The sequence below is a fragment of the Nioella aestuarii genome, assembly GCF_050896395.1.
Taxonomy (GTDB): Bacteria; Pseudomonadota; Alphaproteobacteria; order Rhodobacterales; family Rhodobacteraceae; genus Nioella; species Nioella aestuarii.
Genome location: NZ_JBPBBA010000004.1, coordinates 175349 through 195348 on the forward strand (window position 1 = coordinate 175349; position 20000 = coordinate 195348).

Annotated in this window: 21 protein-coding genes and 1 pseudogene; 6 read left to right on the forward strand and 16 right to left on the reverse strand. The window is 60.1% G+C overall.

From position 1 onward, the window contains the following. The first annotated feature begins 16 nt into the window (after positions 1-16). Positions 17-709, forward strand: coding sequence for an alpha/beta fold hydrolase (locus ACROHD_RS04775; protein WP_432676205.1), 693 nt, complete (start codon positions 17-19; stop codon positions 707-709). Between the two features lie 3 nt (positions 710-712). Here the strand turns inward: ACROHD_RS04775 and ACROHD_RS04780 are convergent, their stop codons facing one another. Both ACROHD_RS04780 and phaZ read right to left on the reverse strand, forming a co-directional pair. Beyond that, positions 713-1270, reverse strand: a complete 558-nt coding sequence (locus ACROHD_RS04780; RefSeq protein WP_432676206.1) for a DUF6151 family protein — start codon at positions 1268-1270, stop codon at positions 713-715. Between the two features lie 4 nt (positions 1271-1274). Further along, positions 1275-2549, reverse strand: a complete 1275-nt coding sequence (gene phaZ / locus ACROHD_RS04785; protein ID WP_432676207.1) for a polyhydroxyalkanoate depolymerase — start codon at positions 2547-2549, stop codon at positions 1275-1277. Positions 2550-2709: 160 nt separating this feature from the next. Between phaZ and ACROHD_RS04790 the strand changes: the two genes are divergently transcribed. From ACROHD_RS04790 to phaR, 3 genes are all read left to right on the forward strand, one after another. Beyond that, positions 2710-4491, forward strand: coding sequence for a PHA/PHB synthase family protein (locus ACROHD_RS04790; RefSeq protein WP_432676208.1), 1782 nt, complete (start codon positions 2710-2712; stop codon positions 4489-4491). Positions 4492-4627: 136 nt separating this feature from the next. Further along, positions 4628-5074 carry a Phasin gene (locus ACROHD_RS04795; RefSeq protein ID WP_432676209.1) on the forward strand — a complete coding sequence of 149 codons (447 nt, stop codon included), beginning with the start codon at positions 4628-4630 and terminating at the stop codon, positions 5072-5074. A gap of 173 nt (positions 5075-5247) precedes the next feature. Further along, positions 5248-5802: a polyhydroxyalkanoate synthesis repressor PhaR gene (phaR, locus tag ACROHD_RS04800; protein ID WP_432676210.1), complete on the forward strand. Its 555-nt coding sequence runs from the start codon at positions 5248-5250 to the stop codon at positions 5800-5802. A 105-nt stretch (positions 5803-5907) separates the two neighbouring features. Here the strand turns inward: phaR and ACROHD_RS04805 are convergent, their stop codons facing one another. The 13 genes from ACROHD_RS04805 to secG form a co-directional block, all read right to left on the reverse strand. After that, positions 5908-7131 (reverse strand): DegT/DnrJ/EryC1/StrS family aminotransferase, encoded by a 1224-nt coding sequence (locus ACROHD_RS04805; protein WP_432676211.1) that lies wholly within the window; start codon positions 7129-7131, stop codon positions 5908-5910. A 110-nt stretch (positions 7132-7241) separates the two neighbouring features. Next, the gene (locus tag ACROHD_RS04810; protein WP_432676212.1) at positions 7242-7922 is read right to left on the reverse strand and encodes a type 1 glutamine amidotransferase; all 681 of its coding nucleotides are present in this window, start codon (positions 7920-7922) and stop codon (positions 7242-7244) included. 4 nt (positions 7923-7926) lie between these two features. After that, the gene (locus ACROHD_RS04815) at positions 7927-8751 is read right to left on the reverse strand and encodes an ABC transporter permease (protein ID WP_432676213.1); all 825 of its coding nucleotides are present in this window, start codon (positions 8749-8751) and stop codon (positions 7927-7929) included. After that, on the reverse strand, positions 8748-9629 hold the full coding sequence (locus tag ACROHD_RS04820; RefSeq protein WP_432676214.1) for an ABC transporter permease: 882 nt from the start codon (positions 9627-9629) through the stop codon (positions 8748-8750). The genes ACROHD_RS04815 and ACROHD_RS04820 overlap by 4 nt, the downstream gene beginning before the upstream one ends. 57 nt (positions 9630-9686) lie before the next feature. Beyond that, on the reverse strand, positions 9687-10421 hold the full coding sequence (locus ACROHD_RS04825) for a transporter substrate-binding domain-containing protein (RefSeq protein WP_432676215.1): 735 nt from the start codon (positions 10419-10421) through the stop codon (positions 9687-9689). Positions 10422-10452: 31 nt separating this feature from the next. Then, entirely contained in the window at positions 10453-11232 is a 780-nt protein-coding gene (locus ACROHD_RS04830; RefSeq protein WP_432676216.1) for an ABC transporter ATP-binding protein, read from the reverse strand. Positions 11233-11332: 100 nt separating this feature from the next. Further along, positions 11333-12097: a phosphate/phosphite/phosphonate ABC transporter substrate-binding protein gene (locus tag ACROHD_RS04835; RefSeq protein WP_432676217.1), complete on the reverse strand. Its 765-nt coding sequence runs from the start codon at positions 12095-12097 to the stop codon at positions 11333-11335. 5 nt (positions 12098-12102) lie between these two features. Beyond that, entirely contained in the window at positions 12103-12846 is a 744-nt protein-coding gene (locus ACROHD_RS04840) for a hypothetical protein (RefSeq protein WP_432676218.1), read from the reverse strand. Then, entirely contained in the window at positions 12797-13237 is a 441-nt protein-coding gene (locus ACROHD_RS04845) for a tellurite resistance TerB family protein (protein ID WP_432676219.1), read from the reverse strand. Before ACROHD_RS04845 ends, ACROHD_RS04840 begins: the two co-directional genes overlap by 50 nt. 45 nt (positions 13238-13282) lie before the next feature. Beyond that, on the reverse strand, positions 13283-14188 hold the full coding sequence (locus ACROHD_RS04850; RefSeq protein WP_432676220.1) for a PhzF family phenazine biosynthesis protein: 906 nt from the start codon (positions 14186-14188) through the stop codon (positions 13283-13285). Between the two features lie 122 nt (positions 14189-14310). Then, positions 14311-14892 (reverse strand): outer membrane protein, encoded by a 582-nt coding sequence (locus tag ACROHD_RS04855; protein WP_432676221.1) that lies wholly within the window; start codon positions 14890-14892, stop codon positions 14311-14313. A 179-nt stretch (positions 14893-15071) separates the two neighbouring features. Further along, positions 15072-16715: a CTP synthase gene (gene pyrG / locus ACROHD_RS04860; protein ID WP_432676222.1), complete on the reverse strand. Its 1644-nt coding sequence runs from the start codon at positions 16713-16715 to the stop codon at positions 15072-15074. Positions 16716-16879: 164 nt separating this feature from the next. Further along, the gene (secG, locus tag ACROHD_RS04865; RefSeq protein ID WP_432676223.1) at positions 16880-17248 is read right to left on the reverse strand and encodes a preprotein translocase subunit SecG; all 369 of its coding nucleotides are present in this window, start codon (positions 17246-17248) and stop codon (positions 16880-16882) included. 224 nt (positions 17249-17472) lie between these two features. Between secG and ACROHD_RS04870 the strand changes: the two genes are divergently transcribed. Both ACROHD_RS04870 and ACROHD_RS04875 read left to right on the forward strand, forming a co-directional pair. Continuing rightward, complete coding sequence (locus ACROHD_RS04870) at positions 17473-18768, forward strand: adenylosuccinate synthase (RefSeq protein ID WP_432676224.1); 1296 nt, start codon at positions 17473-17475, stop codon at positions 18766-18768. Then, on the forward strand, positions 18768-19007 hold the full coding sequence (locus tag ACROHD_RS04875) for a DUF2842 domain-containing protein (RefSeq protein ID WP_432676225.1): 240 nt from the start codon (positions 18768-18770) through the stop codon (positions 19005-19007). The genes ACROHD_RS04870 and ACROHD_RS04875 overlap by 1 nt, the downstream gene beginning before the upstream one ends. A 33-nt stretch (positions 19008-19040) precedes the next feature. Here the strand turns inward: ACROHD_RS04875 and ACROHD_RS04880 are convergent. Next, positions 19041-20000, reverse strand: a pseudogene (locus tag ACROHD_RS04880) (hypothetical protein); the annotation flags it as partial.

Consider the following 20000-nt stretch of genomic DNA (forward strand, 5'->3'; position numbering starts at 1 on the left):
TCATAGGGTTGAGTAAATGGAGCCCGTTGTTTTTATTCCCGGTTTCATGTCTGACGCGCGGGTATTCCGCAATCAGCTGGAAACTCTGTCTTTCCATAGGTCGGTTCAGGTCGCGTCGCTTGACGGTGTGGATAGCGTGCGAGAAATGGCCACTCATGTGCTGAACAGCCTTCCGGAACGGTGTGCGCTGGTCGGTCATTCACTGGGTGGCATGGTGGCGATGGAGCTGGCGCGACGAGCGCCGGAAAGGGTGGCGCGGTTGGCATTGATCGCAACCGATGCCCTATCGGAATTGCCCAATGTGGCGGCGACGCGGGACATGATGATTGCGCGGGCTCGGGCCGGGCGGCTGGACCACGCCATGGCCGAGGCGGTGCCGTCTGCTGCCCTTGCGCCGGGGGCGCGACGTGCTGCGGTGATCGACACGATTCTTGACATGGCAGCCCGGGCGGGGGTGGATCGTTTTCAGGCGCAATCCCGCGCGTTGCAACGACGCCCCGATCAGCAGGGCACGCTGCGTCGCCTGATGGTTCCGACCCTTGTCATTTGTGGCGCGCATGATCGGCTGTTTCCGCCGCGCCGCCACGAAATCATGGCGGGTCTGCTGCCGCAGGCGCGAATGGTGCTGCTGGAAGAGGCAGGGCATATTCCGATGCTGGAACAGCCCGAGCAGATGGCCGAGTGTCTGAACCAGTGGTTGGCGACCTGAGGGTTAGCCAGCCTTCGGTGCAAGCTTATCCGGGGCGATCGGGCTGCCATCAGCCTTGAAGAACGGTGTTTGCTTGCCACGTCCGACAAGCTTGGCGGCAACCGTGCGCTTCAGCATCCGCCATATGACCCGGTGGCCGTTCTGGTGGCGCTGCTTGCCGTCAGGCCCGGTGACAAATCCATGGGCAATGACGGGTCCGAGCGGAGCAGGGTCAGACAGGTTGCGGGTCAGCACACCCGTGAACGGGATACCCGGACTGGCAAAGGTATTGAACATCGGCGTATCGCAGCACTGCGCAGTCCAGCGAAAGATCCCCTTGGGCGTCAGGCGAACCGGCGCCAGATGATCGATGCCGGTGGCTATGTCGATGCGGTCGGGGGTGGTTTGCCACAGGTCAACGCCATCTGTGGCCTCCTCTGTCAGCCCAGACAAGGCCAATGACCGCGCACAGGCGTTGCAGTGGCAGACCACATGGGTGCCCTCGGAAGGGCGCACATCATGAAGGGTTCCGGTCACCGCGCCGCAGCGGCAGGCGAAGGAGATATCTGCGCCTGCCGTCATGGGGTTATTCCGCGGCGGCGGTTGCTTCGCTTACCGGGGTTTTGGGCACATCGCAATTGGCGTCGATGAAGTTCAACACCAAGGGGCGGATATTGGTGCGCCAGCTTTTCCCGGCAAAGATGCCATAGTGGCCCGCGTTCGGTTCCAGGTAATTGGCTTTCTTGGAGTCCGGCAGGCCGGTGCAGAGCCGCAGTGCAGCGACACACTGACCTGGGGCCGAGATATCGTCCTTGCCGCCCTCGACCGTTTTCACGGCAACGGTTGTGATCTTGCCAAGATCGACCTTTTTGCCCGCAACGGTGAAGCGATTCTGTGCGATTTCCAGTCCTTTGAAGATGCGCTCGACGGTGGACAGGTAGAATTCCGCCGTCATGTCCATCACGGCAAGATACTCGTCGTAGAACCGGTTGTGCTTGTCATGATCGGACGCTTCGCCCTTGGCCACGGCGAGGATCTGGTTGGAAAACGCCTTTGCGTGCTTTTCCGCGTTCATTGCCATGAACGAGCTGAGCTGCTGAAGACCGGGATACACCATGCGGCCAGCGCCCATGTACTTGAAGCCGACGCGCTGAACGACGTGGCGTTCCAGCGTGCCCATGGTGATGCGATTGCCGAAATCGGTGACGTCGGTGGCGGCAGCATCCGGGTCGATCGGGCCGCCGATCAGGGTCAGCGTGCGGGGCTGTGCGTCGGGGTCTTCCTCGGCCAGATAGGCGGTGGCGGCCAGCGCGAGGGGCGCAGGTTGACAAACCGCGATAACATGAGTGTCTGGCCCCATTTCACGCAGGAAATCAACGAGGTAGAGCGTATAGTCCTCGATATCGAACTTGCCTTCCGAGACCGGGATATCGCGGGCATTGTGCCAGTCGGTGATGTAGACATCACAGTCGGGCAGCAGGCTGACCACGGTGGACCGCAAAAGCGTCGCGTAGTGGCCCGACATGGGCGCGACGAGCAGTATCTTGCGGCCCGTGGGCGCGCGGCCCTGCACCTTGAAGCGGATCAGATCGCCAAAGGGGCGCGGCATCACCGTCTGGATCTCTACCAGATGGTCGCGCCCGTCGGTGCCAGGAATGGAGTGAATGTTCCAGTCCGGCTTGGCGATCATGCGTTCGAAGCTGCGCTCCATCACCTCGCCCCAGGCGGCGGTGAGCTTGATCATCGGATTCGGGATCAACCCAAGTTGGGGATAGCCGCACATCGCTCTCGCGGTGGAGCCAAGCCATTGGTTGGTCACGCGGATCGATTCCATCATGTCGTAGGTAAGAAGATGTTTCATCGCGTTAAGACTCCTGCAAAACTGGACAAAGACCGGTCCAGTCGGACCCGGATCATTTCGTCGCTTTGCCCCCTCACCCTGGCAAGGCTTATATGCACATGCAGCATTGAGAGGGCAAAATCAAGTCATGGCACAGCACGCGGACGAAGGAGACGGTGATATGGGGGACAATCTTGAACGCCTCAATGCGAACCTTGCAAAGATGGAGGAGCTGTCCAAACGGATGGTGGCCGCCCTTGGCAAGAAGGATCTGACAACTGAACCCGGCATGTCGGGTCCAGGGCAGGATCTGTATGTTAAAGCTGGGTCGGCGCTGTTCAATGATATGCTGACAAACCCCACCAAGCTGATGGGCCAGCAAGTGGCCTACTGGTCCAAGGCGGTAGAAAACTTCATTGAAACGCAGCAGGCGCTGGCGTCAGGCCAGTTCGAGCTGCCCGAAGATGACGAGGAAGCCCCTAAGGACAAGCGCTTCTCCAACCCCATGTGGCGCACACATCCCTATTTTCGATTCGTCCGCAAGCAATATGAGCTGAACTCGGACGCCATCGAACAATCCATGGCCGAACTTGAGGGGCTGACGCCCAAGGAAAAGAGCCGGGTGGAGTTCTTTTCCCGCCAGATCATCGACCTGTTTGCGCCTACGAATTATCTCGCCACCAACCCGGACGCGCTCCAAAAGGCCATCGACACGGATGGACAGAGTCTTGTGGACGGGCTGGAAAACCTCGTCCGCGACATCGAGGCGAACAAGGGTGAGCTGTTGCCGACATTGTCCGATCCCAATGCCTTCAAGGTCGGGGGCAATATCGGCACCGCAGAAGGCAAGGTGGTGTTCCGCAACCGGATGATGGAGCTTATCCAATACGCGCCCAAGACCGAGACGGTCCACCGCACCCCTTTGGTGATCTTCCCGCCCTGGATCAACAAGTTCTACATCATGGATCTCAAGCCCCAGAACTCTCTGATCCGCTGGATTGTCGAGCAGGGCTACACCCTGTTCGTGGTGAGCTGGATCAACCCCGATGCCAGCTATGCCGATGTCGGGTTGGAGGACTATATCGAGGAAGGCTATTTGCGGGCTGTTGAGGTCGCCAAGGAGATCACCGGCGAAAAGCAGGTCAATGCCGTGGGCTACTGCATCGCGGGCACGACCCTGTCGGCCACCCTGGCGCTGATGCAAAAGCGCGGCGACAAGTCGATAAAATCCGCCACCTTCTTTACCACGCTGACCGATTTCAGCGATCAGGGGGAATTCACGGTCTTCCTGCAAGATGATTTCGTCGAAGCCATTGAACGGCAGGTGACGGAAAAGGGCATTTTGGACAGTTTCTTCATGTCCAAGACCATGAGCTTTCTGCGATCAAACGATCTGGTCTACGGACCCGCTGTTCGCAGCTATATGATGGGCGAAGCGCCGCCTGCCTTCGATCTGCTCTATTGGAATGGTGACAGCACCAATCTGCCGGGACGAATGGTCAAACAATATCTGCGTCACTTGTGCCAGGCCAATGAACTGGCAGAGGGTGGGTTCAAGATCTTGGGCGAAACAGTCAGCATTCGGGATATCAAACTGCCCGTCTGTTCCGTGGGGACCAAGACCGATCACATCGCACCTTGGAAGAACTGCTATGCCGGGTTCGAGCAGTTCGGCAGCCGTGACAAGACCTTCATCATGTCAGAGTCGGGCCATATCGCCGGCATCATCAATCCGCCGTCCAAGAAGAAATACGGCCACTTCCTGAATCCGAAGGTCAAAGGCACCGCCGATGATTGGCTGGAGGCCGCTGAGTTCCACGAAGGATCGTGGTGGCCGGTCTGGGAAGAGTGGCTTGGCCGTCGGTCCGGAGCGCAGGTTCCCGCCCGCGAACCGGGTGAGTCGGGCTATGAAACCCTGGCGGATGCGCCCGGAACCTATGTTCTGGTGACGACAAAAGGCTGATTTTCATAGGGTTAGAGGATTTTTTGCTGCAGTGCAGAAAAAGACTTGATTTGCTGCGCCGCAGCATGCATATTCTTTCGCAGACGCAGAATTCAAACCCTACCGTCCCAAAGCGGGACAAACAGGAGATAAACCGATGGCCAAGACCAACGACTTCACCAAATACATCAACGAAGCAATGGCTGCTTTCCCCGTTGATATGTCCGCCTATAACGACGCCTTCAAATCTTCCGCCGCAATGGGCGAGAAGTTCTCCAAGGTTGCTCTGGAAGCCGCTGAAAAGTCGACCGAGATTTCGACCCAGTGGACCAAGGACACCCTGTCCAAGCTTGGCGACGTGACCAAGGTCAAAGACGAGCCGACCGCCTACACCAAAGCGATGACCGATTTCGCTTCCGCTCAGGCTGAAATGACCGCCGAGACCCTGGCTGCTTTCGCTGAGATCGCTAAGAAAGTTCAGATGGAAACCGTCGAGCTGATGATGGCCGCCGGCAAGGAAGCTTCCGAAGAAGCCACCGCAGCCGTCAAGAAAGCCACCGCCGAGGTGACTACCGCTGCCAAGAAAGCTGCCGCTGCCGCCTAAGGCGCCAGCCAGATTTTCGCCCGGATTTCCTCCCACTCCGCGCGAATTTCAGAAGGACGGACCCGTGCCCCGGGCCCGTCCTTTTCTTTTGTGACTGCAAGTGATTGCTTTTTGTGCGCAACCTACTAGGCTCTCCATGCTGCAATGCAGTGTAAGGGACAAGGGAGATGGCTATGGCTGACACCAATGCACCGCTACTGATCAAGCGCTATGCCAGCCGCAGGCTCTATAATACTGAGACATCGGACTATGTGACGCTTGAAGATATCGCGGGTTTCATCCGCGAAGGCCGAGAGGTGAAGATCGTCGACCTGAAATCGGGGGATGACCTGACGCGGCAGTATCTGCTTCAGATCATTGCCGAACATGAAAGCCGCGGGGAAAGCGTCTTGCCGATCGGGGTGTTAACCGATCTGGTGCGCAGCTACACCACACAAGCGCAAAGCGTGGTGCCAGAGTTTTTGGCCATGTCCTTCGAGATGCTGCGGGACGGGCAATCTAAGATGGTTGAAAACATGACCGCATTGAATCCGATGGCCAGCATGCCAGGGTTCGAGGCGATGCGCGCGCAGCAAGAGGCCTTTATGAAGGCTATGACAGGGGGCATCTCAGGTCAGTGGTCGGGGCCGTCGGCATCGGATGACGATGGTGACAGCGAACCCGGGGATGAGCTGTCAGAGATCAAGAAGCAACTGGCGGAACTTCAGTCGAAGCTGTCCAAGCTGTAGCCGAGGCCAAAGAAGGATTTTCCCGAAAATCCTTCAGCTTTGCGAACCGGAAGATTTTTCAGGAAAAATCTTCCGTGTCACAAAACTTTTCCTGAAAAGTTTTTGTCAGGTCCCGTAGGCGCGGGCATGTGACTTCACGTCTTCGGCTGCCGCGAGCAGAGCCGATGCAATGAAGTCCAGATCGTCCCTTTGCAGCCGCGCGGGCAGGCGTACATCGCAGGCGCGCATGAGCATGGCACGTGTCTGCGGTAAGTCGGGTTGATCGCCCGGGATGAATTGCCAATTCCAGAAGGCGCGCGCATTGTCGGCCGATAAGCCAAAGATCTGTACCTTGACCCCACGGGCCGCCGCCGCATCGGCAAAGGCGCGTGCCTCGGCATCATCGGTGAAATCAACAAGATTAAACTGGATCGAGTCCGGCGCCCGTTCCTCAGGGGCAAGGGCTGGGGGCACGCTAAGCCAAGGCGAGCTGTTGAGCAGGCCCGCCACATAGTCATGATTGGCGCGGCCATCCCTGACACGCCGGGCGACCTCTGGCAGCTGCGAGCGCACAATCGCCGCTGTCAGGTTCGACAGGCGCAGATTATACAGCGGCAGTTGGTTCTGCCAGCGGGCAAAGGCGGCGGCGAGCTCGGCTGTATTGTCGCCTTCAGGCGCTTTGTGCTTTGCCCAGTTATGTTCATAGGCCCCGGACATGATCACCGCGCGCGCAACAAGATCGGCATCATCGGTGATCAGAATGCCACCCTCACCGGAATTGACCAGCTTATAGGATTGGAAGCTGAAACACCCGACGCGCCCGATCGTGCCAATTTTCCGCCCGTGCCAGGTTGTGCCAAGCGAATGGGCAGCGTCCTCGACCACGGGAATGCCTGCGGCATCGCACAGCGCCATGATCGCGTCCATGTCAGAGGTGTGGCCGCGCATATGGCTGATGATCACCGCGCCGATATCGTCGGTCAGTTTGGCTTTGAAATCCTCGATGTTCACCCGGTAGTTCTCGCCAACTTCGACCAGCACCGGCTGGCAATTGGCATGCACCACGGCGGAGGGAACGGCTGCAAAGGTGAAAGCGGGGATCAGCACGCGGGTGCCGGGTTTCAGCCCGAGCCCCAAAAGCGACAGAAAGAGCGCAGCCGAACAGGACGACACGGCCAGAGCGTATTTCATTCCCATCATGTCGGCGAATTCGCGTTCGAGCAGGCTTACCGGTGCGTCCTCAGGCGCGGTGTAGCGAAAAAGATCACCCGTCAGCAGCAGACGTTCCACTTCAGCGCGGGCGCTTTCCGGGATCGGCTCGGCGTCATAGACATTGGGGGCGAGCGTCATGATTTCACCTTTTCGAAAATCTACATTTCGATTTCCTTTACATTGGAATCGTAACGGATCAAAGACAGAACCGGCATGAGTGACGGAAATCTGCGGGCAAATGGTGAGATTTACCTGCGGTTAAGCAGGAAATGCGCGGCGATCTGCTGGCCGATCTGGTCGCCGTCGGTCGGCTGATGCAGCTTGGACTGGGCCGCGTCCAGTATTTCGTCGGGGACCGCGCCACCCCTTAGCGTCCGGGCGAAATGGCCGGTCACGTCAGCGTCGAATTCTGGATGGGGCTGATAGGTCAGCACAGTTTCGCCATAGGCCAGCACCGCGTTTTCGCAAAACGATGACTGGCCAAGCCGACGGCCGTCGGGCGGCAGTTCGACGACTTGATCCTGATGCCAGGCATTGAGCGGCACGTCGCGACCGTCGATCTGGTAAACATGGCGTCCCACGCACCAACCGCCTGCGTACTTTTCGACCCGTCCACCAAGCGCTTGGGCGATAATCTGGTGGCCAAAGCAAATGCCCACAAGCGGCCTGCTGCTTGCGCGGATGTTGCGGATCGTCTCTTCCAATGGGGTGATCCACGGATGGTCTTCATAAGTCCCGGCTTTTGACCCAGTGACCAGCCAGCCCTCCGCGTCATCGGGGCTATCTGGAAGCTCCATCTCAGAGACTTTCCAGGCATGATATGTAAACCCATGTCCGGACAGAAGCCGTTCAAAAAGCCCCTGATAGGGGCCAATCGCGGCCTGTGTTGGGTCGTCAAATTCATCAGCCAGCAGGATGCCGATGCGCATGGGCTTACCGGATCAGATTGGGCCGATAGCGCACGCGGGCACGGCGTTCGGCGGGAAGGTGTCGGTTAAGGCGTCGGTTGATCAGGCTGAACACGGTGATCACGACCAGCGTCAGCACGATGAAGAACAGGGCCACGATCGGATAGGGAATGAACGGGTTGAAGGTCCGGTCGGCAAAATAGCTGGCGTAGTACAGTGCATCGCCTTGCTGGCGGAACGCGGGAAAGCCCGAGAAATAGACCAGTGTCGTGGCATGAAAGAGGAAGATCGCCTCATTCGTATAGGCGGGCCAGGCGAGCCGCAGCATGGTCGGGTAGACGATGCGCCGGAAACGTTTGAACCCCGACATGCCATAAGCATCGGCAGCCTCCAGATCACCCTTGGGGATCGAGCGGAGCGCGCCATAAAAAATTTCCCCGGCATAGGCGGCGGTATTGAGGAACAGAACGATCAGAGCCCCGAGCCACGCCTTTGCGAACGGGTCGGTCAGCCAGCTGATATCGAGGCTGCCAATCTCTTCGGGCAGGCGCACCAACGCGAAATAGGCCAGGAAAAACTGGATGAATAGTGGAGATCCCCGAAAGACAAAGATGAACCATTCGGCCGGTTTGCGCGCCCATTTCAGATGGCTGTTCTTGGCCACGGCCAGGGTCACGGCCAAAAAGAAACCGAAGAACAGAGCCAGCACCCCGAAATAGATGTTCCAGATCATGCCCGAGCCGATCAGCGTCACCTGTTCGCATAGGCTGATCTCTCCGCGCGGCAAAAGCCGTTCGCCATATCCGAGCGAGCGGAAGGCATAGGCCTGAACGGTTTCCCAGCAACTCATGCCGCGGCCTTTCTTTGTGCTTCACCGCCTGCGGTGGCCTGTCCGTGGCTGAGGCGGCGGGTTATGCGCCCCAGAACGATCTCTGACAGGCGGGTGAAGCCCAGATAGAAGACCAGCAGTGCGAGGAAGTACCACAGCCGCCAGTCGGGGTGCGGGTAGGCAAACTGCGACGTGCGGCTGCCCCCAAGTTCACGCGCCCAGTAAACGATATCTTCGACGCCCAGAAGGAACAGCAGCGGCGTGGCCTTTATCAGGATCATCCACAGGTTTGACAGGCCCGGCAGCGCATAGACCCACATTTGCGGCACGAGAATGCGCCAAAAGGTCTGGCGGCGCGTCATGCCATAGGCTTCGGCGGTTTCCAGCTGCGCACGCGGCACGGCGCGCATGGCACCGAACAGCACATTCGCGGCGAACGCACCGAACACGATCGAAAAGGTGAAGACCGCAATGAAGAAGTTATAGACCTCGTGCACCCATTGCGGGGCGGAACTGAGGGGGATTTTCGCCGCCTGACAGACGATGAAATTCGCGCCCTGCCGGATGGGTTCGTCCCAGTCGGGGCATTGGATCTGATGGTTGATCCATTCCAGTGCCTGATCCAGTGCGATCACGAAGAACAGGAAAAAGGCGATGTCCGGAACGCCGCGCACCATCGAGGTGTAGAGCTTGCCCAACCAGCTGATCGGCAGGATATGCGATCGGCTGGCCGCCGCGCCCACAAAGCCGAAGGCCAGCGCCACGGGGGCGGTGATGGCCAGCAGCGTCAGCACGGTCAGGAAGCTTTGATAGAACAGCAGGTGGACGCCGTTCGTCAGGTAGCAGGCGAACCATGGAAACGTGTCCAGCGTGGATGGGTCGGCGCAAAACTCGAACATCGGACCTCGCAAGGGTTGGCGCGCGGCAGATCGTGCCTGCCGCGCGCCGGGGTCGGATTATTCGTAGGTCGGAATGTCGTCGCCGAACCATTCAACGAGCAGCGCGTTCAGGCTGCCATCTTCCTTCATCGAGGTGATGGCGGCGTTGAACATTTCAAGCAGTTCGCCGTCGGTTTCCCGCAGGCCCATGCCCACGCCACCGCCAAGCGGCACCGGGTCACCAACGACCATCAGTTCTGCATCTTCGTCGGTGATGTCGGTCAGGAAGTCGATATCGGCGAAGACCGCGTCTGCCTCGCCATTGCGCACGGCGGCCACGGTTTCATCGGGGGTGGCGTATTCCAGCAAGGTGGCGCCGGATTCCGCGATATAGCCCGACTGGATGGTGTTGGCCTGCGCCGCAATCACACCGGTTGCCAGGTCCACGTCGTCAGACAGGGCCACGTAGATCGACGGGGTCGGCGGGATGTAGTCTTGGGTGAAGTCGATAACCTCATCCCGCTCGTCGGTGATCGACATGCCGGCGATGATGGTGTCGTAGTTGCCTGAGGTCAGGTTCGGGATGATCGAATCCCAGTCATTGGTGACCCACTCGCAGGTCAGGCCGGCACGTGCGCAAAGCTCGTCGCCCAGAACCCGCTCGAACCCGTCAACTTCGCCATTGTCGTTGATGAAGTTATACGGAGGGTAGGCGCCTTCGGTGCCCATGCGGATGGTGCGGCCGTGGCCGTCAGCCATTGCCATGCCAGCTGTCAGCGCCAGGATAGCGGCGGAAAATGCCAGTTTTTTCATTGTCTTACTCCCAGTTGGTTGTTTGTTGACGTCAGATTGACGTGGTGTGGCTTAGGAATTGTTGCAGGCGTTCCGTCTTGGGGTTGCCAAACAGCTCTTCCGGGTGCCCTTCTTCTTCGATTTTGCCCTGATGCAGGAACACGACATGGTCCGATACATCACGGGCCAGCCGCATGTCATGGGTCACAAGGATCATGGTGCGGCCTTCCGCGGCAAGATCTTTGATGACCTTTACCACCTCTTGTTCAAGTTCAGGGTCCAGCGCGGAGGTGGGTTCGTCAAAGAGCAGCGCCCGCGGCTGCATGCATAGCGCCCGGGCAATTGCCGCGCGCTGCTGTTGACCGCCCGAAAGCTGTGCGGGCCAGGCGTCGCATTTGTCGCCAATGCCGACCTTTTCGAGATACAGCCGCGCGTCTTTCTCCACCTCGGCCTTGTCACGGCCAAGCACGGTGACTGGCGCCTCCATCACGTTTTGAAGGATGGTCATGTGCGCCCACAGGTTGAACTGCTGGAACACCATGCTGAGATTGGTACGGATGCGGCGGATCTGATCCCGATCGGCAGGATGGCGATTGGGGCCAGAGCCCTTCCAGTGCACCTCTTCGCCCTCGAAGACGATGCGGCCATCCTGACTGTCCTCCAGCAGATTGGCGCAGCGCAACAAGGTCGACTTGCCCGATCCCGATGATCCGATCAGAGACACCACGTCGCCCGCGCAGGCCCGCATGTCGACGCCCCTCAGAACGTGCAGATTTCCGAAACTCTTGTGTAGTCCCGTGATTTCGATGACGGGCGGTGCTTGGTCTGTCACGCTATTGTTCCCTGTGAACCTCTGCGATTTCTGCGCAAAAACTGCGCAATTGCAATGCGCATCTGTCGGGTGACCTAGGGTCCGCCCGTGTATTTGCCCGTCATTGCGGCAGATCGTCGGGATTTGGCGGCACCGGCAGCGCCATGTAATCGTCCAGGGGAATGCGGGTGAAGCCCGCGAGGCAAAGGGTATTGCAGTCCTCGTCTGGCAGGGCAGCAATTGCGTCTTCCAAAGCGGCGTTCAGCGGGGCCGGATCGCAGCCAATCGCGGTGATCAGCGGCAACGCCGGGGTGGGAACGGTACGATCCCGTTCCACAAGCGTGCGCAGGTCCGGCTCATATCGCAGCAGCAGTCGCCAAGTCTGCGCGTCAATGGCGGCAAGATCGGCATGTCCCTCCAGCACGGCACGGGCGGAAAAGGCATGGCCGCCACTGAGTGTTGGTTTGGCCGGGATCATGCCGAGACGGTCAGCATATCGGCAAAGTGCCCCCCAACCTGATTGGCTCAGACCTTCATTTATCACGGTTCGGCCCCGCAGCAGTGTTTCCATCGGTGTATCGGCGTTCTCGGGACGCGTTATGAGCACCGAATTGTAGTGGCCCGTAGCACAGCCGGGCAGGGCGAAATCGGGGGTGGCAACCAGCGTCACCTTGTCACGCAAAACCGCGCGCAGGGGAAGTCCGCAAGTCTGGGACAGAAGCAGATCGGGTGATTGCCAAAGCTCCCATGGGCTGTTGAACTCTCGCGTCAGCGCATCGGGAGCAGCAATACCCCGATCGCGCAGGGCGTCGCGGGTCAGGGCCCAGAAACGGTCTGTCTCGGCGCGCATTTCGGGGCGGTCATACATTGGCAGAGAGGCGTGCATAGGCATCATCCTAGGGCCTGTGCGCAGGGGCCGAAAGCAAGGTCATCAAGTGCAATGCCACCGGGGTCGGAGTTCTCAACAGTCAAGCCGGCGATGGCCGACAGGCTGTCGACGCTCCGCAGCCCGTGGGACGTGATGCCAGAGGCCAATCCAAGACTGATCTGGCCAAGCGTCTCTCCCGCCCTGCCAAAAGCGGCCAGCGTGACTGCGCCGCGTGGGGCAGCATTCGCGCCGAGCGTATCGGGATAGTCACTATGAACCCGCAGCCCAACCTGACAGACATCTTCGTCAAACAGGATCGCTACGCTGCCTTCACCCCGTGCGTTCAAAGCGGGAAATCCAGCAGAACCAAGGGGATAGATGGCAAGCGAGCCAAAGCCGCGATGCGTGGCCAGCGACAGCCCTTGCCCGGACGGTCCCGTTATCAGCGATAAGGGCACTGACGGAGGGCCGCCCAAGCGGTCGAACCCGTCCACATCGCTAAGGCTCTGCCCGGCAAAGGCGCTGCCGATCCGGCCGCCGGCAAAGGCAATGCCGTGATCGAGCGGGTATCCCGGTTCAGGTCGGGGCGGCAGGATCTCGAACGTGACCAGTCTTTGGGCGTCGGCCAGAACGGTGTCGTAGTCCACCGCTTCAATGCCCTGCGCATCCAGCGGCGTAGCCAGCACCAGACCGGCCAGCAGCGCCCGCAGCACTGGCTCAGCCCCGCGCTTCGACCCGCTGGCGGGCCAGCGCGCTGTCACGGTCATTGATGCCCAGAAGGTTGGCGGTCAGGCGCAGCATTGCGTCTTCCTCGTGGTCACGAACGCCATCTGCCAACACCACCGACCATAATGCCTCGATTACGCTGGCGCGGTCTTCATAGGGAACCGCCTCCTTGATGGCGCGGGTAAAGCGGACGGTATCGGGCGCCTCTGCCTCCAACGCTTCTGCTTCGGCGCGCAGCTTGGCAGCTTCGAACGGGCCGATGCCGTTGCGTTCAGCCAGTACGCGGTCGATATGCGCGACCTCGTCAGCATCATAAGATCCGTCACTGCGGGCGATCCGTACCAGCAAAGCGGCCAGGGCAAGACGCGCATCGGGATCGGGCAGGCGGGTGGGGTCAGTCGCCGTGAGGCGTTTCAGCAATTCTCCGAACATCCTTTCGAGATAAGGCGCAAAACCCGCGCTGCCAAGGTCGAACTGTCAGGCGTCCGGCGGGGTGATCTGCCCGGACATCACCGGCACGGCACTTCCCGCGATGCGTATGGCGGTGATCTTTCCAGCCGCGCAATCGACGCTTAGTCCAATGTCCGAAGGGCGGCCCATCTCGACGCCCTGAACGAGGGTGAAGGCCGTGGTGCCATCCGGGTCCAGATCGCCCCCCACCAATAGCTGCGCCGCAAAGATGGCCGAGGCCGATCCGGTGGCCGGATCCTCTGGCACGCCATGGTCCGGCGCGAACATGCGGGTTCGAAAGGTCTGGTCGCCCGCAGGCGTATATAGAAACACCGATTCGTTTGTGTTGCGCGACAGCTCAGCCCAGGCTGCGCCTGCCGGTTTGGCGGCGGCCAGCGCATGTGGGCCTGCGAGCGGCACGAACAGGAAGTCCGGCCCCGCCTTCCAGACACGCGGAACATGGCTGCCATAGCCGATCTGCCCGGCAGAGAGCCCAAGCGCCTTGCCGATCAACTCTGTACTGGTATCGCCGCCAAGGGGCACAGGCAGCTGCGGCGCGGTGAATTCGGCGCGAATCTGACCGTTCCGACAGGCCACTGTGACAGGCACCAGCCCCGCCACTTCTTCCAACGTGATCAGATCGTCCCAATCCGCACCAGCGTTGCGCTGTTTTGCCAGATGAATCGCACAGCCGATGGTAGGGTGACCGGCAAAAGGAATCTCAGCCGTCGGAAAAAAGATGCGCACCTTGGCTGTATGGTCAGGATCATCCGGGGTTTGCACGAAAATGGTTTCAGAGAGGTTAAACTCCCGCGCAATGGTCTGCATTTGCTCTGTGGTCAAAGCATCGGCCTGCTCAACGATGGCCAGCGGATTGCCGGTATAGGGCCGGTCGGTGAAAACATCGCAGGTGGCGAAGGGCAGGGCAGTCATCGGGCGGGCCTTTCCGTGGGGAATGTTCAATCAGTTGGCCCAGAAAGCCGTGAGGGATGCAAGCCAAAGAAAATGGGCGGGGCATTGCTGCACCCGCCCGCCGGTTCGAGGGAAAACCGTGATCAGAAATGAAAGGCGACGCCGATCGACAGGGCTGTGCGGTCAAGCTCTGCCCCGGCAGGAACGCCTGTGCCCGACAGATCCAGAACCGAGCGGCTCAGCTCGATGCGGCCAGACAGCGTGTCGGTGAACATATGCTCGACACCCAAACCGAAAACAGCGCCGTCCAGATCGGGCGTGATAGCAGAGGTCGAGATGGAGAGATCGCCGGTCTGATAGCCCAAGCGGCCATAGATCATCGTGTTGTCAAAGACATAGCCAGCGCGGGCGCTGATCGTCATCATGTTTTCCAGATCAACGATGGTTGCCCCGCCGGACACATTGTGACCGCCGGAGGCACCGAAGCTCAGTTCGCCGCCGACAACCCAGTTGCTGTCCAGAGCATGGTTGTACCCTGCGAACAGGTCATAGCCCACGGCGTTGCTGATCGAGGAGGCCGAAAAGTTCGGGTCGAGCCCGACAGAGCTGATGGCGAGGCCGCCATAGAAGCCGTCAAAGCTGGTGGCATCCGCATGGGCCGAAGAAGCGGCCATAACAGCGGCGAGAGCGAGGGCGGAGGCGAGGGGGGTAAAGGTTTTGGTCATGATAAAAGTCCTTGGTCGGTTATGGCCTATGGCGGTGATGAGAAGCTGCTGAAATGGCTTTCAAGGATAGGTCGCGCCGGGCCTGGGTACGGTTCAATGATTGTTAATGAAAAAGTTTACCCCCGCTCCGAAAATCCGGGCGGGGGATGAATTTTTGTTTCTTTTCAGGTTTCTGCGCGTCAGACGAGGCGTGAGTTTTCCTTCGCAGCGCGCACGAAATCGCGAAACAGCGGATGTGGTTCGAACGGTTTCGACTTCAGTTCGGGGTGGAACTGAACGCCGATGAACCACGGGTGGCCTTTGTGTTCGACGATCTCTGGCAGCGCGCCGTCGGGGGACATGCCCGAAAAAATCAGCCCCTTCTCCTCAAGCGCCTCGCGATACTTGATATCGACCTCGTAGCGGTGGCGGTGACGCTCCTCGATGGCACAGGAGCCATAAACCTTCGACACCAGAGAACCCTCTTTCAGCGTCGCGTCATAGGCGCCAAGCCGCATGGTGCCGCCCTTGTCGTCATCGACCTTGCGTTTGACGGTGTAGTTTCCCTGCACCCATTCTTTGAGGTGATAAACCACTGGCGTGAAGCGCTTCTTTCCGGATTCGTGGTCAAACTCTTCCGACCCTGCATCGTCCAGATCGGCGAGGTTGCGGGCCGCCTCGATCACCGCCATTTGCATGCCCAGGCAGATGCCCAGATAGGGCACCTTGTGTTCGCGGGCGAATTGCGCGGCCTTGATCTTGCCTTCGGTTCCGCGCTCGCCAAATCCACCGGGAACGAGGATCGCGTCAAAGCTTTCCAGATAGGGGACCGGATCTTCACGGTCGAAGATCTCCGCGTCAATCCACTCTGCCTTGACCTTCACCCGGTTGGCCATGCCGCCATGGGTCAGTGCCTCCTTGATCGACTTGTAGGCGTCTTCAAGCTGCACGTATTTACCAACAATGGCGACTCGCACCTCACCATCGGTGTTGTGAATGCGGTCCGCCACATCGTGCCAAACCGTCAGATCGGGGCGCGGGGCGGGGGAAATTCCGAACGCGTCCAGCACCGCCTGATCCAGCCCTTCGCGATGATAGGCCAGTGGGGCCTCGTAGATCGAATTCAGGTCATAGGCCGCCACGACCGCCTCTTTGCGGACATTACAGAAGAGCGCGATCTTTTCGCGTTCCTTGTCGGGAATTGGGTGTTCGGACCGACAGACCAACACATCGGGCGCGATCCCGATCGACTGCAGTTCCTTGACACTGTGTTGGGTCGGCTTGGTCTTCAACTCGCCCGACGCGGCCAGATAGGGCAGCAGCGTCAGGTGCATGAAAATGCATTGCCCGCGGGGCTGGTCATGGCTGAATTGGCGGATCGCTTCGAAAAACGGCAGGCCCTCGATATCGCCCACGGTGCCGCCGATTTCGCACAGCATGAAATCCACGTCGTCTTCGCCAATGGCAAGGAAATCCTTGATCTCGTTGGTGACGTGCGGAACCACCTGGATGGTTTTGCCCAGGTATTCGCCACGCCGCTCTTTTTCCAGAACGTTGGAATAGATTCGGCCCGAGCTGACGGAATCGGTCTTGCAGGCGGGAACCCCGGTGAAGCGTTCGTAATGGCCAAGGTCGAGATCGGTTTCAGCGCCGTCATCGGTCACGAACACTTCGCCATGTTCAAAGGGCGACATCGTGCCGGGATCGACGTTCAGATAGGGGTCAAGCTTTCGCAACCGGACGGTGAAGCCGCGGGCCTGAAGAAGCGAACCAAGCGCCGCCGAAGCCAGACCTTTCCCGAGCGAGGACACAACCCCGCCGGTGATGAAGATGTATCGCGCCATGTGGTGCAATCCCCCGTGCCGGACCGGCTGCCCAAAAAAGGACAAATCCCGGTCGCTCAGTCCCTATTCCACGGGATTTGAGGATAACAGGATTCGCACGGGCAGGGCAAGCCGGCCGCTATATGATGTTTAGATAAGGGCCGTAACCCCAAGATTTATTGAGGTCAGTCAGCGCGAGGCGGAACCAGCGGCGCATCGGTTTCAGCGGGCGGAAGCAGCGGACCCTCACCCGGAAGGGTGGGAACGACGGTGTCTTCCGTGGATTCGGCAGGGGCTGCGCCAATGCGGTCAAGAACCGAACCGGTCGATGAATTCTGCGCTGCGATGATCGTCAGGGTGATCGAGGTCGCGAGGAACGCGATCGCGAAGATCCACGTGAGCTTGCCCAGAGCCGTTGCCGCCTGGCGTCCGGTCATAGCGCCACCGCCACCACCGCCCATGCCAAGACCGCCACCTTCAGACCGTTGAAGCAGAACGACTCCGATCAGACAGATGGCAAGGATCAGGTGGACGACGAGGATGACGTTTTCCATATGGCAGCTTTCCCGGGCCTTGCGTTCATTGCGGACTACTTATGGGATGCGACAGGCCGCCGCAAGAGCCTTCATTGTGCATGTGCAGCAAGTTTAGGCCTATTTGAGCAATCGATATGCAGCTTTCACATCAAGCTGCGTCCATTGGGGCCTCACTTTCCTGTTTCGTCCCGTTAACGCCATCGCTATACACGCCACGGTTTGATCAGGAAGGAACCTCGGACATGGCCAACGTGGTTGTCGTGGGCGCCCAATGGGGCGACGAAGGCAAAGGCAAGATCGTCGACTGGCTGAGCGAGCGCGCCGATGTGATCGCCCGGTTCCAGGGCGGGCACAATGCCGGCCATACGCTGGTTATCGATTCCAAGGTCTACAAACTGCACGCGCTGCCTTCGGGTGTGGTACGCGGTGGCAAGCTGTCGGTCATCGGCAACGGCGTGGTGCTGGACCCGTGGCACCTTGTGAAAGAGATCGCGACCGTGCGCGACCAGGGGGTAGAGATTACACCCGAAACCCTGATGATCGCGGAAAATACCCCGCTTATCCTGCCCATTCACGGAGAGCTGGACCGCGCCCGTGAAGAAGCGGCCAGCAAGGGCACCAAGATCGGCACCACCGGGCGCGGCATCGGCCCTGCATACGAGGATAAGGTCGGGCGCCGTTCGATCCGCGTGGCAGACTTGGCGGATGAGGCGACCTTGATCGCTCGGGTCGACCGTGCGCTTCAGCATCACGACCCGCTTCGTCGTGGTCTGGGCATCGACCCGGTGAACCGCGATGCGCTTATCGCTGACCTGAAAGAGATCGCGCCGCAGATCCTGCCCTTCGCCGCGCCGGTGTGGAAGGTGCTGAACGAAAAGCGCCGCGCTGGTAAGCGGATCCTGTTTGAAGGCGCGCAAGGCGCGCTGCTGGATATCGACTTTGGCACTTATCCCTTTGTGACCTCCTCGAACGTGATCGCCGGGCAGGCGGCCACCGGTGTGGGTATCGGCCCCAATGCGATTGATTTCGTCCTGGGCATCGTAAAGGCCTATACCACCCGTGTTGGCGAAGGGCCGTTCCCGACGGAACTGCTGGATGATGACGGTCAGCGTCTTGGCGAACGCGGCCATGAATTTGGCACCACGACGGGCCGCAAACGCCGCTGTGGCTGGTTCGATGCCTGCCTTGTGCGTCAGACCTGCGCCACCAGCGGCATCAATGGCATATCACTGACCAAGCTGGACGTTCTGGATGGGTTCGAAACGCTGAAGATCTGCACCGGCTACGAGCTGGACGGCGAAGTTCTGGATTATCTGCCGACCGCAGCTGATCAGCAGGCGCGATGCAAACCGATCTACGAAGAGATGCCTGGCTGGTCAGAATCGACCGAAGGGGCGCGGTCCTGGGCCGATTTGCCTGCCGGCGCGATCAAATATGTGCGCCGGGTCGAGGAGTTGATCCAGTGCCCGGTCGCACTTTTGTCCACCAGCCCGGAGAGGGACGACACGATTCTCGTGACCGACCCGTTTGCCGACTGATGGCCCTGTCCTACAAAGCCCGCCGTCGATGGTCACTGATCATCCTGCTGATCGGGTTGCCGGTTTATATCGGGCTGGCTTGGTTTCTTCTGAGCCTGTTTGACCGGCCCTCGATCCTGCTGGAGCTGGGGATCTATCTGGTCCTGGGCATCGTGTGGGCGATCCCGTTCCGCGCCGTGTTCAAAGGCGTAGGACAGGCCGACCCCGACGCGGAAAACGACGACACCCCGGGCCACTAGGGCCAGGGCGAAGCTCTTACAATTGGTGGCGGCTTAGCCGTTGAAATAGGGCGACTGCGCGGTCAGGCGGAAATGGCCGCGTCTTATCTTTTCGATGTGACCGGAATTCAGCACCTCGCCAAAGGCTTGCATTGCCTCTTCCCGTGACGCGCTTGGGCTGGCTCCGTTCTGAATCAGGCGGATCACTTCGGCCCGTCCGAACAGCTGGCCATCGCTTTTGAGTGCGGCAAATCCGCAGGCAGCGGCGGCAATGTCCACCAGCTCGGTTGCGTCATGCGTGTCCAGGAATTCCTGGAAATTGTCCTCGGCATCGAACAGGTTTTCATCGGCCTCCGGTATCCGGGTGATGCGGTTCTGTGCGGCCAGGGTCAGCGGTGCGGCCTGATCTTCATCCAGATCGTCCTGCTGCACACGGGCCAGAGCGGTGTTGCCACGGGTGATACGGCGCGGGCGCACGACGCTGGCGCGCGGGGCGGGCTGGTTGTTGCCCTCGTCCACGCGCTGTTCCGAGACCAGAACCAGCGGCGTCTGGCGCGGCTGTTCGCTGGCCGGGCGGTCGGACCGGCGGCGGCCATCATTCTGAACCCGGCGCGGGCGCATAACCTCGGCCAGATCTTCGCGATAGGGGCCGGTATCATCGCGCGGCGCTTGCGGGCCGTTCAGTTGTTCCTCGGCGGCACGGGCCGCAACGGCAGCTTTCAGATGTTCGATATTGGCGCGACGACGGGTGTTTTCGTCGGTCGACAGGCGGCTGTCGGTCGCGTCGAACAGGCGGCTGACACTGGCCTCGGCCACATCGTTGCTGTTCATGTGCTGACGGCGCGCTTCGCGCTCGGCGCGGCGGCTTTCGCGTTCGGCTTCGATCTGCGCCAGCTCGCGCTGCAGCTCGGCCTCGGCGTCGGGTGCAAGGGTCGCTTCTGCCTCTACCACTTCGGCGACGGGGGCAGCTGCGGGCGTGGCCGCTTCGGCTTGCGCGTCGGCGGTCGCTGCGGC

Coding starts and splice junctions, on each gene's coding strand:
- ACROHD_RS04775 (WP_432676205.1), top strand. CDS start 17: ATGGAGCCCGTTGTTTTTATTCCCGGTTTCATGTCTGACGCGCGGGTA.
- ACROHD_RS04780 (WP_432676206.1), bottom strand. CDS start 1,270: ATGACGGCAGGCGCAGATATCTCCTTCGCCTGCCGCTGCGGCGCGGTG.
- phaZ (WP_432676207.1), bottom strand. CDS start 2,549: ATGAAACATCTTCTTACCTACGACATGATGGAATCGATCCGCGTGACC.
- ACROHD_RS04790 (WP_432676208.1), top strand. CDS start 2,710: ATGGGGGACAATCTTGAACGCCTCAATGCGAACCTTGCAAAGATGGAG.
- ACROHD_RS04795 (WP_432676209.1), top strand. CDS start 4,628: ATGGCCAAGACCAACGACTTCACCAAATACATCAACGAAGCAATGGCT.
- phaR (WP_432676210.1), top strand. CDS start 5,248: ATGGCTGACACCAATGCACCGCTACTGATCAAGCGCTATGCCAGCCGC.
- ACROHD_RS04805 (WP_432676211.1), bottom strand. CDS start 7,131: ATGACGCTCGCCCCCAATGTCTATGACGCCGAGCCGATCCCGGAAAGC.
- ACROHD_RS04810 (WP_432676212.1), bottom strand. CDS start 7,922: ATGCGCATCGGCATCCTGCTGGCTGATGAATTTGACGACCCAACACAG.
- ACROHD_RS04815 (WP_432676213.1), bottom strand. CDS start 8,751: ATGAGTTGCTGGGAAACCGTTCAGGCCTATGCCTTCCGCTCGCTCGGA.
- ACROHD_RS04820 (WP_432676214.1), bottom strand. CDS start 9,629: ATGTTCGAGTTTTGCGCCGACCCATCCACGCTGGACACGTTTCCATGG.
- ACROHD_RS04825 (WP_432676215.1), bottom strand. CDS start 10,421: ATGAAAAAACTGGCATTTTCCGCCGCTATCCTGGCGCTGACAGCTGGC.
- ACROHD_RS04835 (WP_432676217.1), bottom strand. CDS start 12,097: ATGCACGCCTCTCTGCCAATGTATGACCGCCCCGAAATGCGCGCCGAG.
- ACROHD_RS04840 (WP_432676218.1), bottom strand. CDS start 12,846: ATGACCGTGACAGCGCGCTGGCCCGCCAGCGGGTCGAAGCGCGGGGCT.
- ACROHD_RS04845 (WP_432676219.1), bottom strand. CDS start 13,237: ATGTTCGGAGAATTGCTGAAACGCCTCACGGCGACTGACCCCACCCGC.
- ACROHD_RS04850 (WP_432676220.1), bottom strand. CDS start 14,188: ATGACTGCCCTGCCCTTCGCCACCTGCGATGTTTTCACCGACCGGCCC.
- ACROHD_RS04855 (WP_432676221.1), bottom strand. CDS start 14,892: ATGACCAAAACCTTTACCCCCCTCGCCTCCGCCCTCGCTCTCGCCGCT.
- pyrG (WP_432676222.1), bottom strand. CDS start 16,715: ATGGCGCGATACATCTTCATCACCGGCGGGGTTGTGTCCTCGCTCGGG.
- secG (WP_432676223.1), bottom strand. CDS start 17,248: ATGGAAAACGTCATCCTCGTCGTCCACCTGATCCTTGCCATCTGTCTG.
- ACROHD_RS04870 (WP_432676224.1), top strand. CDS start 17,473: ATGGCCAACGTGGTTGTCGTGGGCGCCCAATGGGGCGACGAAGGCAAA.
- ACROHD_RS04875 (WP_432676225.1), top strand. CDS start 18,768: ATGGCCCTGTCCTACAAAGCCCGCCGTCGATGGTCACTGATCATCCTG.